Origin of the sequence: Actinomadura monticuli, assembly GCF_041463655.1 — a bacterium.
Classification (GTDB): Bacteria; Actinomycetota; Actinomycetes; order Streptosporangiales; family Streptosporangiaceae; genus Spirillospora; species Spirillospora monticuli.
Map to the genome: position 1 here is coordinate 197,868 of NZ_JAXCEI010000004.1, position 13,178 is coordinate 211,045.

The 13,178-nt window shown below is 73.3% G+C and carries 9 protein-coding genes; 4 read left to right on the forward strand and 5 right to left on the reverse strand.

Annotation, left to right across the window (positions count from 1 at the left end; translation table 11 throughout):
- Positions 1–71 precede the first annotated feature (71 nt).
- From SM611_RS10105 to hflX, 5 genes are all read right to left on the reverse strand, one after another.
- A complete protein-coding gene (locus SM611_RS10105; protein WP_371948991.1) occupies positions 72–2,462 on the reverse strand; it encodes a ComEC/Rec2 family competence protein in 2,391 nt (796 codons plus the stop codon).
- Complete coding sequence (locus SM611_RS10110; protein ID WP_371948993.1) at positions 2,459–3,181, reverse strand: helix-hairpin-helix domain-containing protein; 723 nt, start codon at positions 3,179–3,181, stop codon at positions 2,459–2,461. The genes SM611_RS10105 and SM611_RS10110 overlap by 4 nt, the downstream gene beginning before the upstream one ends.
- Before the next feature lie 77 nt (positions 3,182–3,258).
- The gene (locus tag SM611_RS10115) at positions 3,259–4,104 is read right to left on the reverse strand and encodes a DegV family protein (protein ID WP_371948994.1); all 846 of its coding nucleotides are present in this window, start codon (positions 4,102–4,104) and stop codon (positions 3,259–3,261) included.
- Positions 4,105–4,134: 30 nt separating this feature from the next.
- A complete protein-coding gene (gene hutI / locus SM611_RS10120; RefSeq protein ID WP_371948995.1) occupies positions 4,135–5,349 on the reverse strand; it encodes an imidazolonepropionase in 1,215 nt (404 codons plus the stop codon).
- Between the two features lie 463 nt (positions 5,350–5,812).
- Entirely contained in the window at positions 5,813–7,249 is a 1,437-nt protein-coding gene (hflX, locus tag SM611_RS10125; protein WP_371948996.1) for a GTPase HflX, read from the reverse strand.
- Positions 7,250–7,517: 268 nt separating this feature from the next.
- On the opposite strand from hflX, the gene aceB reads away from it, so the two are divergent.
- From aceB to SM611_RS10145, 4 genes are read left to right on the forward strand one after another with little or no spacing between them, the layout of a single operon-like run.
- Positions 7,518–9,125, forward strand: a complete 1,608-nt coding sequence (aceB, locus tag SM611_RS10130) for a malate synthase A (RefSeq protein ID WP_371948998.1) — start codon at positions 7,518–7,520, stop codon at positions 9,123–9,125.
- Between the two features lie 48 nt (positions 9,126–9,173).
- Entirely contained in the window at positions 9,174–10,622 is a 1,449-nt protein-coding gene (locus SM611_RS10135; protein WP_371948999.1) for an FAD-linked oxidase C-terminal domain-containing protein, read from the forward strand.
- Complete coding sequence (locus tag SM611_RS10140; protein WP_371949001.1) at positions 10,622–11,818, forward strand: FAD-binding oxidoreductase; 1,197 nt, start codon at positions 10,622–10,624, stop codon at positions 11,816–11,818. The genes SM611_RS10135 and SM611_RS10140 overlap by 1 nt, the downstream gene beginning before the upstream one ends.
- Entirely contained in the window at positions 11,818–13,104 is a 1,287-nt protein-coding gene (locus SM611_RS10145; RefSeq protein ID WP_371949003.1) for a (Fe-S)-binding protein, read from the forward strand. Before SM611_RS10140 ends, SM611_RS10145 begins: the two co-directional genes overlap by 1 nt.
- The last annotated feature ends 74 nt before the right edge of the window (positions 13,105–13,178 follow it).

A 13,178-nucleotide genomic window follows, 5' to 3' on the forward strand; every position in this document is an offset into this window, starting at 1 on the left:
CCGTCAACTGGACAGATCCGCTGGCGACCACCGGCTGAGTCCAGCGCGCGGAGCGTGCGGACGCGGGTCGCTCAGTGGCGGGTAATGGCCGTTACGCCGGCGTTGGTACGGACTATGGCTATGTCCCCTTCCTGGTCAGTGCGGTGGACTTGAACGTGGAGGTTGCGCAGAAGGGCGAGGGTCGAGGACGAGGGGTGGCCGTAGTCGTTGTGCTCCCCGACGGAGATCAGGGCGATGGACGCGCGGGCGGCGGCCAGGAAACGGGGCTCCTGGGTGTGGGAGCCGTGGTGCGGGACTTTCAGGACCTGGACGCGAGGGACGGCCGCCTCCAGGGCACGCTGGACCTCCGTTTCGATGTCGCCTGCCAGGAGCGCGCTGAAGCCTGGCCTGCGGGCGACGAGGACGATGCTCGCGTTGTTGATCGTGGTGCCGTCGTCCTTCGGGGTGAGGGCGCGGGTGGCGGTGGGCGGGGCCAGGATCGAGAGCGTCAGGTCGCCTACGCGCCATTCTTGGCCCGGCTCGGCGTGGCGGGTTCGCAGGCCGGTGGTGTAGCGCGCCTCGCGGCCTGAGGCGGCGGGCGTCGTCAGGACCCCGTGGACGGTGCGGTGGCGCCGGACGCCCGAGGTGCCGTTGATGTGGTCGGCGTGGGGGTGGGTGAAGACGAGGAGCGGGACGTCCTTCACTCCGAGGCGGCGGAGGCAGCCGTCGACCGGGGCGGGGTCGGGGCCGGTGTCGACGACGACGGCCTGCCCCGGGCCGGCGGACAGGACCAGTGCGTCGCCCTGACCCACGTCGCAGGCGACCATCTGCCATCCGGGCGGCGGCCAGCCGGGGGCCATGGCGCGCATGGCGACGACGGCGGTCAGGACACCGGCCATGGCCGCGGCGGCGACCAGGCGGAGCCGCCGGCTGCGCAGGATCAGGACGGCCACGGCGCCCGCCGCCAGGAGCGCCGTGGCGCCGAGGGCACCTCCGGTCCAGGGGACGGTCGCGTACGGCAGCGCGGCGGCCGTTCGGGCGACCCGGATGATCCAGCCGACGGCAAGGCCCGCGGGCCACACGATCAGCCGGGCGACCGGCAGGCTGACGAGCGCGGTCGCGGCGCCGAGCGCGCCAAGGAGGGTGGCGGGGGCGACGGCGGGCGCGGCCAGCAGGTTCGCGAGAACGGAGACGACGCCCACCTCCCCGGAGAGCATCACCAGTACCGGGGCCACGGCGACCTCCGCGGCGGCCGCGACGGCGAGGGCGTCGGCGAGGGGGCCGGGCAGCCGGCGCCGGAGCCGTTCCCGCCACGGCGGTGCCAGGACCAGCAGCCCGGCCGTCGCGAGGACCGACAGCGCGAACCCGTAGGAGCGCGCGAGTTCGGGATCGATCAGGACGAGGATCAGGACGGCGGCGGCGAGCGCGGGCAGCCCCTGCCGCTCCCGGCCCGTGAACAGCGCGAGGATGCCGATCACGCCCATGACGGCCGCCCGCAGGACGCTCGGCTCCGGCCGCGCGACGATGACGAACGCCAGCACCGCGAGGACGGCGACGGGCGGGGCGCGCCGGCGGCCGAGGCCGGCGAGGCGGCACAGCCCGAGAACCGCCCCGACGACGATCGCCAGGTTCGCGCCGGAGACCACCAGGAGGTGGGTGAGCCCGGCGGTCCGGAAGTCCTCCGCGAGTTCGGGATCGAGGCGGGAGGTGTCGCCGACGACCATGCCGGGCAGCACTCCGCGCCGGTCGGGCGGGAGGCGGTCGACCGCCGCCCGCAGGCTCGCGCGGACGTGCTCGGCGGCGCGCTGCAGCGTGGACGGCGGCCCGAGCACGGTGGGCGGCCCCCTGACGATCACGACCGCGGCCAGCAGGCCGTGCCCTTTCGGCGGCACGAACCGGCCGCGCAGCCGCACCCGCTGGCTCGGTACGAGCCGGAGCCAGCGGGGGTCGCTCGCGATGAGCAGCACCGGGACGCGGACCTTCATGCGCCGCACCGCCTCGGCACGCGCCCGGATGATGATCATCTGGCGTCCGGGGCGGGGCTTGCCCCGCGGGTCCCCGGTGACGACCGCCTCGGCCGTCGCGGTCCGTTCCGCACGCGCCAGTTCCCGTACCGGCCCGCCGGCGACGGCCGTCACCCGGAGGGCCACCCCGCACGCCGACGCCGCCGCACACGCCAGCACGACGCCGGCCACGACCCGCCGGCCGCTCCCCCCGCCTCCATCCCGCACCCGGTTCAGCAGATCCCGCATGGGGGCGCTACCGGCCGCTCCGGCCGAGCGTTGTCGTGAGGACGACGGGCTGCGGGGTGGTGTGCCGCCGCCCGCAGCGGCTGGGTGGTTCGGGCGGGTCAGCAGGTAGAGGGACGTCAGGGCCGCGGCGGCGGCCAGGCCGTAGGTGAGCGCGGAGGGCAGGCTCAGGGTTGTGGCGGCGGTCAGCCAGGTGGCCAGGGCGGGGGCCAGGAGGCGGATGTCGTGCGTCACACGCGGACCATGGGCCTGAGGTCGGCGAAGCGGCGGGCGCCGATGCCGCTGACCTCCTGGAGTTGCTCGACCGAGCGGAAGCCGCCGTGCTGGGTGCGGTAGGCGACGATCCGCTGGGCGAGGACGGGGCCGACGCCGGGGAGGTCGTCCAGCTGGTCGGCGGTGGCGGTGTTGAGGTCGAGCGGAGCGCCGGGCGCCCCGGGCGCCCCGGGGGCGCCCGGGGAGGCGGCCGCTCCCGGCGGAGGTGCCGGGCTGGGGACACCGACCGGGATCTGCTCGCCGTCCACGAGCTTGCGGGCGAGGTTGAGCGTGCCGGTCCCGGCTCCGGGGCGGACGCCGCCGGCGGCCTTGACGGCCTCGGCGACCCGGGAGCCGGACGGCAGCGTGATCACCCCCGGGTGCCTCACCTTGCCGAGGACGTGGACGACCACCGAGGAGCCCGCCGCCGGGCTCGCGGAGACGGGCGCCGGGGCGGGGCCGGGTTCGGTGAGCGCGGCGCTCGCCATCGGCGCCGCGGACGCCTGCGGGCGCGGACGCGCGAGCCACAGGTAGCCCGCGGCGACCAGGGCGGCGACCGTCCCGATGAGGACGAGCGCCCGGACGTGGGAGCGTTCGGGCGTCGAGCGTAGGCGGGCGGACGGCGGGGCGTCGGGTGGGGGGCCGGGCGGCCGCACCCTCCCGATGAGGGTGCTCAGGCGGTCCTGCGCGTCGGGGCTCATGGGATCCGACGCTAGGGAGCCCGCGGCGACGGCCGCGGCGGGTTCGGCGATTGTGGATAACTCTCGGTCCCGCGCCGTCAGAGTTGCGGAGCCACCACCACGCCGAGCATCCCGGGGCCGACATGGACGCCGATCACCGGGCCCACCTCGCCCACGTAGACGTCCTCGACGTGCGGGACGCGCTCGCGGAGGCGGGCCGCGAGGGCCTCGGCGCGGGCCGAGGCGAAGAGGTGCTGGACGCCGAGGTCGACGCGGCGGTCACCGGCCTCGGCGACGGCGAGTTCTTCGAGCCGGGCGAGCGCGCGCGAGGAGGTGCGGACCTTATCCAGCGGCGCTATCCGCCCGTCCGCGATGTGCAGGAGGGGCTTCACCATGAGCGCGGAGCCGAGGAGCGTGGCCGCGGCGCCGATCCGGCCGCCGCGCCGCAGGTGCTCCAGGGTGTCGACATAGATGAGGGACCGGGTGAGTCCGGCCCGGCGGGCGGCGGCCGCCGCGCACGACTCCGCGGTGCCGCCCGACATGGCGGTGGCCGCCGCGGAGAGGGCGGCGAAGCCGAGCCCCATCCCGATGGTCCCGCTGTCGACGACGGTGACCGGCACGGGGGCGTCGCGGACCGCGAGGCGTGCGGCCTCCACCGTCCCGGACAGGGCGGCCGACAGGTGCACCGAGACGATGTGGGCCGCGCCGGACGACGCGACCGCCTTGTAGACCTGGGCGAAGCGTTCCGGCGCCGGACGGGACGTCGTGATGGGGCGCCATTCCTTCAGCGCCTGCGCGGCCTCCGCGGTGGTGATGTCGCCCTCGTCGCGGGCGGCGCCACCGACGGCGATCTGCAGCGGGACGACGGTCAGCCCGTGCCGCTCGGCGAGCCCCGGCGGGAGGTAGGCGGTGGAATCGGTGACGACCGCGACCCCACTGCCCATGGCAGGGACACTACCCCCCGGAAGGGCGCGTCAGGGCTGGACGGGCACGCCGCCGCGCCAGATGCGCAGCGCCCGCAGCCCGAACGCCCACGCGAACGCGCCCTCGTGGTCGGCGTCCCACAGGACGATGTCGGCGAGCATGCCGGGCGCGAGGGAGCCGCGGTCGCCGACCCGCAGGGCGGCCGCGCCGCCGAGGGTGGCGGCGCGCAGGGCCTCGGTCACGCTGAGGCCGAACATGGCCACGGACAGCCCGATGACGAGCGGCATCGACGTGATGCCGCACTGGCCCGGGTTGTGGTCGGTGCCGAGGGCGACGGTGACGCCGCGGTCGAGCATCTGCCGGACGGGCGCCGGCGCGCGGCTGCTGTTGAGGGAGCTGCCGGGGCAGACGGTGGCGGTGACGCCGGCGTGGGCGAGGGCCTTGATGTCGTCGTCGTTGGCCTGGGTGAGCAGGTCGGCGGACGCGCAGCCGACCTCGGCCGCGACCTGCGCGGCGCCGATGCGCTCGTTGGCGCAGGCGTGCATGCGGGCCTTCAGCCCGGCGCGCTTGCCGGTGAGCAGCAGGGCGCGCGCCTCCTCGGCGGTGAAGTGGCCCTCGTCGCAGTAGACGTCGATGGAGTCGGCGCCGGCCACGGCGGCGTCGCCGGCCCACAGCCGGACGGCCTCGATGTAGTCGCGGCGGCGGCCGAAGAACTCGGGCGGCAGGATGTGCGCGGCGAGGAACGTCGCGTGGATGCGCGGCATGGACGGCTCGCCCTCCAGCGACCGCAGCATCCGGATGTCGGCGAGTTCGCCGTCGCGGGTGAGGTGGTAGCCGGTCTTGGCCTCGACGGTGGTGGTGCCGGCGAGGATCCACTGGCGGAGCCGTTCGCGGACGCCGTTGCACAGCGTCCAGGGGTCGGTGCCCCGGGTGACGGTCACGGTGGAGTTGACGCCGCCGCCCGCGGCGGCGATGGCGGAGTGGGACGACCCGCTGGTGCGCATGGCGAGTTCGGCCCAGCGGTTGCCCGCGTAGACCGGGTGGGAGTGCGCGTCGATGAGGCCCGGCGTGACCAGGCCGCCGCCGAGGTTCTCGACGTGGTCGACGTCGACGATGTCGTCGATGATGCCGGGGACGCTCTGCGGGAGGTCGGACGCGGGCCCGGCCCAGACGATCCGGTCGTCGTGGATGAGCACCGCGGCGTTGCTGCAGACGTCGGTGCCCGTCCAGAGCCTGCCGATGTTCGTCAACAGCCGTACCGTCATAGGGTCACCGACCTGGGTGGAGCCGTGCGCGCCTCAGCGCGGAACCGTGCGCCGCAGGGCGCTGGAGCGGGCCGCCCGCCCTCGTTCCCGTGTTCGGACCTGCCATGGCCACCTGCTCTCGATCCGAAACACCGACCGGTGCCGACGATCATGTTCACCAGTGGAGGGTGGGGCGGCCGTGCGGCCACCGCTGGCAACGAGACCGGAGATATCGGTTTCGTCACGGTAGTGCACCGAAGGCCCGTCCGACAACCTCTGGTCGCACCGCATCGACAGCCATCATCCCGCCCCTAGTGCTAAGACCGTACGGGTTTCAACCGCACCGTCAAGCGGATTGGACAAGCTGTCACCGTTCGGCGACCCGGATGATCCTTCACGCGGTTTCGGATAGGCGCAAAGCCCCCTGGCAACCACCCGGAACCAGATGGGCCCCCGGGGAACCCCGGAGGCCCAGCGGTTTCGGTCACACCGTCGGCGAGACGGTCTCGTACAGGGCGAGCTCGCCCGCGAGCCCCGCCGGCACCCGCGCGTGCAGGCGCGTGCCCTCGGCGACGTGCTCCTGTTTGAGCACCTCACCGCTCTCGTGCACCCGCGCGACGAGGTCGCCGCGCTCGTACGGGACGAGGACGTGGAGTTCGCTCTCCAGTCCTGGCAGGTCGGCCTCGATCGCCGCGCGCAGTTCCTCGATGCCGAACCCGGTCCGGGCGGACACGACGACGCTGTGCGGCTCGCGGCGCTGCAGCCGGGCGATCGCGATGTCGTCGGCCGCGTCGGCCTTGTTGATGACGATGATCTCGGGGATCGCGTCGGCGTCGATCTCGCGCAGCACCTCGCGGACGGCGTCGATCTGCGCCTCGGGATCGGGGTCGGAGCCGTCCACGACGTGCAGGACCAGCCCCGCGTCCGTCACCTCCTCCAGCGTCGAGCGGAACGCCTCGACGAGCTGGTGGGGCAGGTGCCGGACGAACCCGACCGTGTCGGCCAGGGTGTAGACGCGCCCCCCGGGCGTCTCGGCGCGCCGGACGGTCGGGTCGAGGGTGGCGAACAGCGCGTCCTCGACCAGCACCCCGGCGCCGGTGAGCCGGTTGAGCAGGGACGACTTGCCCGCGTTGGTGTAGCCGGCGATGGCGACGGCGGGCACGGCCTTACGCCGCCGCTCGCCGCGCTTGGTGTCGCGCGCCTTGGACATCTCGGCGATCTGCCGGCGCAGCTTGGCCATCCGGGTGCGGATCCGCCGCCGGTCCAGCTCGATCTTGGTCTCGCCGGGGCCGCGGCCGCCGATGCCGACGCCGCCCGCGGCGCGCCCGCCGACCTGCCGGGACAGGTTGCCGCCCCAGCCGCGCAGGCGCGGCAGCAGGTAGTTGAGCTGCGCCAGCTCGACCTGGGCCTTGCCCTCGCGGCTCTTGGCGTGCTGGGCGAAGATGTCGAGGATCAGCGCGGTCCGGTCGATGACCTTGACCTGGACGGTCTCCTCCAGGTGCCGCAGCTGGCTCGGGGCCAGCTCGCCGTCGCAGATGACGGTGTCGGCGCCGGTGGAGATGACGACGTCGCGCAGCTCGGCGGCCTTGCCGGAGCCGATGTAGGTGGCCGGGTCGGGGCGGGACCGGCGCTGGACGAGCCCTTCGAGCACCTCGGAGCCCGCGGTCTCGGCGAGCAGCGCCAGCTCGCGCAGGGAGTTCTCGGCCGCCTCGGCCGTTCCCTCCGTCCAGACGCCCACGAGGACGACCCGCTCCAGCCGCAGGGCGCGGTACTCGACCTCGGTGACGTCGGTCAGTTCGGTGGACAGGCCCGCGACGCGGCGCAGGGCCCTCCGGTCCTCCAGGTCGAGTTCGCCCGTCAGGGGCTCGTACTCGGTCTCGAAGTCGTCCTGGATCCGGTCTGCAGAGAAAGGTTGAGTCATATGTCCTCAGTAGAACGCCGCTTCGCGGCCGTATCTTCCCGGCGATCGTCTCACGCGCCTCCCCGGTGGTCACGCGGTTATCTCCATGGTTTCCGTCCTGGACGGACGTAAGCGCGCCTGGGTTGACGCAAGCGGGTTGACGCAAGCGCGCGCGGGGACATGTGGCAGGGGCCACCCGCTTTGACCGGTCCTCGCACCGCCGAGTACCGTTCTCCACGTAACAGAAGTTGACTTTCGCCATACGAAATACGCACGGAAGGGCAGGCAGATGGCTGGACTGGAAGGCATCGAGGTCACCGGACCCCTCGGCGATCGGTACGAGGAGATCCTGACCCCCGAGGCGCTCGGCCTGCTCGCCGCCCTCCAGCGCGAGCTGGGCGCCCGCCGCAAGGAGCTGCTGGAGGCCCGCGCGGAGCGGCAGCGCAAGCTGTCCGCGGGCGGGACGCTGGACTTCCTGCCCGAGACCGCGGGCGTCCGCAACGACGACGCGTGGCGCGTCGCCGAGCCCGCGCCCGGCCTGGTGGACCGCCGCGTCGAGATCACCGGCCCGACCGACCGCAAGATGACGATCAACGCGCTGAACTCGGGCGCGAAGGTGTGGCTGGCCGACTTCGAGGACGCCAACACCCCGCTGTGGACCAACATGATCGAGGGCCAGCTCAACCTGCGCGACGCCCTCGACCGCACCATCGACTTCACCGACGCCAAGAGCGGCAAGACCTACGCGCTCAAGGCCGACGAGGAGCTCGCCACCATCGTCGTCCGGCCGCGCGGCTGGCACATGGAGGAGAAGCACCTCCTCGTCGACGGCGAGCCCATGTCCGGATCGCTGTTCGACTTCGGCCTCTACTTCTTCCACTCGGCCCGCCGCCAGCTGGCCAAGGGCAAGGGCCCGTACTTCTACCTGCCGAAGATGGAGAGCCACCTCGAGGCGCGGCTCTGGAACGACGCGTTCAACCTCGCCCAGGACGCCCTGGAGATCCCGCGCGGCACCATCCGCGCGACCGTGCTGATCGAGACGATTCCGGCCGCGTTCGAGATGGAGGAGATCCTCTACGAGCTGCGCGACCACTCCGCGGGCCTGAACGCCGGCCGCTGGGACTACCTCTTCTCCGTCATCAAGAAGTTCCGCGACCGCGGCGCCGACTTCGTCCTGCCCGAGCGCAACGCGATCACGATGACCGCGCCGTTCATGCGCGCCTACACCGAGCTGCTCGTCCGGACGTGCCACAAGCGCGGCGCGCACGCCATCGGCGGCATGGCGGCGTTCATCCCGTCCCGCCGGGACGAGGAGGTCAACAAGGTCGCGCTGGAGAAGGTCCGCGCCGACAAGACCCGCGAGTCCGGCGACGGCTTCGACGGCTCCTGGGTCGCGCACCCCGACCTCGTCCCCGTCTGCCGCGAGGTGTTCGACGGCGTCCTCGGCGACAAGCCGAACCAGCGCGACCGGCTGCGCGAGGACGTGCACGTCTCCGCCGCCGACCTGCTCAACGTCAAGGACACCCCGGGCGAGATCACCGAGGCCGGCCTGCGCGGCAACGTCGACGTCGCGCTGCGCTACCTCGCCACCTGGCTGGACGGCGCGGGCGCCGTCGCCATCCACAACCTGATGGAGGACGCGGCCACCGCCGAGATCTCCCGCTCCCAGGTGTGGCAGTGGATCTACAACGGCGTCTCCACCGCCGAGGGCCAGAAGATCACCAAGGAGTGGGTGGAGCAGCTGCTGGACGAGGAGCTGGCCAAGATCCGCGAGGAGCTGGGCCAGGCGTACAACGAGCCCCGCTACAACCAGGCCGTGGCCCTCTTCAAGGAGGTCACCCTGGCCGATGAGTACTCCGAGTTCCTGACCACCCCGGCCTACCAGACCTTCCCCTGATCCACCGGGATCTTGCGGCGGGTCGGCGGGCGGGGGATCGTGGAGAGGATGGAGACGATGCTCACGGCGCTCGAGGCCCGGCTGGCGGCGCTGCTCGGGCCGGACCGGGTGATCACCGATCCGGTGCGGCTGCGCACGTACGAGTGCGACGGGCTGACCAACCACCGGTCGACGCCCGGGATCGTGGTGCTGCCCGACACCGCCGAGCAGGTCGCGGCGATCGTGCGGGAGTGCGCGGCGGCCGGCGTGCCGTACGTGGCGCGCGGGTCCGGGACGGGGCTGTCGGGCGGGGCGCTCCCCCGCGCGGACGGCGTGCTGATCGTCACGTCCCGGATGCGCCGGATCCTGGAGATCGACATCCCCGGCCAGCGGGCCGTGGTGGAGCCCGGCGTGATCAACCTGGACGTGACGCGGGCCGTCCGCCCGCACGGGTACTACTTCGCGCCCGATCCGTCCAGCCAGCAGATCTGCTCGGTCGGCGGGAACGTGGCGGAGAACTCCGGCGGCGCGCACTGCCTGAAGTACGGGTTCACCGCGCACCACGTGCTGTCCTGCGAGGTCGTGACGCCGGACGGCGACCTCGTCGAACTGTCGGCGGACGCGCCCGGCTACGACCTGCTCGGCGTGTTCGTCGGCGCGGAGGGCACGCTCGGCATCACCACGAAGATCACGGTGCGGCTGACGCGGGTCCCGGAGACGGTGCAGACGCTGCTCGCGGCGTTCGACTCGATCGAGGCGGGCGGCACGGCCGTGTCGGCGATCATCGGGGCGGGCGTCGTCCCGGCGGCGATCGAGATGATGGACGCCCTCGCGATCGAGGCGGCGGAGGCGGCGGTGCGCTGCGAGTACCCGGCGGGCGCCGGGTCGGTGCTGATCGTGGAGCTGGACGGCCCGGACGCCGAGGTCGCGGCGCAGTTCACCGAGGTCGAGCGGCTGTGCCGGGACGCGGGCGCGTTCGAGATCCGGATCGCCGCGGGCGACGAGGAGCGCGCGCTGATCTGGAAGGGCCGCAAGTCGGCGTTCGCGGCGGTCGGGCGGATCAGCCCCGCCTACCTCGTCCAGGACGGCGTCATCCCGCGGACGGTCCTGCCGGAGGTGCTGGCCAGCATCGACACGCTGTCGGCCGAGTCGGGCGTGCGGGTCGCGAACGTGTTCCACGCCGGAGACGGGAATCTGCATCCGCTGGTGCTGTTCGACGATGCCGAGCCGGGCGCCGAGGAGCGCGCCGAGACGGTGTCGGGCGCGATCCTCGACCTGTGCATCCAGCACGGCGGCTCCATCACGGGCGAGCACGGCGTGGGCGTCGACAAGTCCCGGTACATGCCGCGCATGTTCACCGACACCGACCTGGACACGATGCAGATGGTCCGCTGCGGGTTCGACCCGGCGGGGCTGTGCAACCCGGGCAAGGTCTTCCCCACGCCGCGGCTGTGCGGCGAGGTGCCCGGAAAGCGCAAGGGGCCCCACCCGTACGAGGGAAAGGCGGACATCTTCTGATGCGGCCCCTGGACGCCCTGGCGAAGGTCTGCGCCGACGTACGGCCCGGCGAGGCCGCGGAAGGCGTGCTGGGCGTCGAGCCCGCGCTGGTCGCCGCGCCCAAGGATCTGGCCGAGGCCGCCGACGTCATGCGCGTCGCCGCCGAGAGGGGCCTCGCCATCGTCCCGCGCGGGGCCGAGACCCGCCTGGACTGGGGCAGGCCGCCGGAACGCTGCGATCTGCTGGTCGACACCCACCGGCTGGACGGGCTCCTGGAGCACACCGCCGGCGACCTCGTCGCGAAGGCGGAGGCGGGGCTGCCGATGGACGTCCTCGGCGAACGGCTCGCGGAGCACGGCCAGCGCCTCGCCCTTGACGTGCCCCTGCCCGGTTCCACGGTCGGCGGGACGATCGCGACGGGCGCGGCGGGGCCGCTCCGCACGATGTACGGGACGCCGCGGAATCTGGTCATCGGGCTCACGATCGTCCGGGCGGACGGCCAGGTCGCACGGTCGGGCGGCAAGGTCGTCAAGAACGTCGCCGGGTACGACCTGGGCCGGCTCTTCTCCGGCTCGTACGGCACCCTGGGCCTGATCGTGGAGGCCACGTTCCGCCTGCATCCGATCCCGGCGGCGTCCGCGTTCGTGACGTGCGCCGTGGCCGGGCCGGAGGACGCGCACGACGCCGTCCAGAGCGTCCTCCACTCCCCCGTCGCGCCCAGCGCGGTCGAGTACATCGGCCCGGGAACGGTGGCGGTGCTCCTGGAAGGCGTGCCGGAGGGCGTCGCCGCGCGCGCTGGGCAGACCCTGGAACTCCTCGGTGAGAACGCCGGGATCTCCGAGACCGCACCGGAAGGCTGGGGCCGCTACCCCGACGGGACCACCCTCATCGACATCAGCGCGCCACCGCCCGCTCTGCGGGACGTCCTCACCCTGCTCGGACCCGACGTCCCCATCACGTGGAGCGGAAGCGGGCACGGCCACGTGGCGCTGTCCCCGGAGCTGGCACCGGACGACGTGGCCGACCTCCTCGGCCGTCTGAGGAGCGCCCTGGCCCCGCACAGGGGCCACGCCGTCGTCCGCTACACCCCCGAAGAGGTGCGCGGCGAGATCGACCTGTGGGGGCCGGTTCCGGCGCTCGCGCTGATGCGGCGTGTGAAAGACCAGTTCGATCCGGATCGCAGGCTGTCCCCCGGCCGCTTTGTGGGAGGCATTTGATGAGCGCCCAGGACGACCTCCCGAATCTGCTGAACGACTGCGTCCATTGCGGTTTCTGCTTGCCCACGTGCCCGACGTACGTGCTGTGGGGCGAGGAGATGGACTCTCCCAGAGGCCGCATCCACCTCATGCAGCAGCACGTGGAGGGCGCGCCGATCAGCGGGCCCATGGCGGAGCATTTCGACCGCTGCCTCGGATGCATGGCCTGCGTGACGTCCTGCCCGTCCGGCGTCCAGTACGACCGTCTCATCGAGACCACCCGCGAGCAGGTGGAGAGCGAGCATCCGCGTCCGCTCAAGGAGCGGGTCATACGGGAGATGGTCTTCCAGCTGTTCCCGTACAAGCGGAGGCTCCGGGCCCTGCGCGGCCCTCTGCGCGCGTACCAGAAGTCGGGTCTGGAGCGCCTCGTACGGCGCAGCGGGATTCTTGAGCGCCTCTCGCCGTCCATCGCCGCGATGGAACGGCTCGCGCCGCCCCTGGGGAAGGCGCCGAGGCTGCCCGAGCGGGTCGCGGCGCGCGGCGGGCGCCGCGCCACCGTCGGGATGCTGACGGGCTGCGTGCAGGGCGAGTTCTTCCCCGGCGTCAACGCCGCCACGGCCCGCGTGCTGGCCATGGAGGGCTGCGACGTGGTGATCCCCCGCGGCCAGGGCTGCTGCGGGGCGCTGTCCATGCACGCGGGGCGGGCGGACGAGGCCCGCGCCTTCGCCCGCCGGACGGTCGAGACGTTCGAGTCCGTCGACGTCATCGTGGTGAACTCGGCGGGCTGCGGGTCGGCCATGAAGGAGTACCGGGCACTGCTCGCGGACGACCCCGGCTGGGCGGCGCGCGCCGAGGCGCTGTCGGCGAAGACGCGGGACCTCGCCGAGTACCTCGTGGAACTCGGGCCACGCGCGGAGCGCGGGCCACTTCCGGTCACCGTCGCCTACCACGACGCCTGCCACCTCGCCCACGCCCAGGGCGTGCGCAGCCAGCCCCGGGCGCTGCTGGCCGCGATTCCCGGGCTCACGGTGCGGGAGATCGCCGAACCGGACATCTGCTGCGGCTCCGCCGGAACATATAACCTGTTCCAGCCGGAGGCCGCCGGAGAACTCGGCGACCGCAAGGCGGTGAACGTGGACGCCACCGGAGCCGAACTACTGGTCGCCGCCAACCCCGGCTGCTCGATGCAGATCGCCACAGCGCTGCGCCGCCGCGGCGCCGGCATCGCGGTCGCGCACACCGCGCAGGTGCTGGACGCCTCCCTGCGGGATCTCGGCCGCGACGCCCTCGTCGCGCGCGGTTCGTAACCCGTCTACCTGGAACATCGCCGATCCGGGCGTCAGGTATCCTGTCGAGCCGCCGTTGCATCCCAACCCGATAG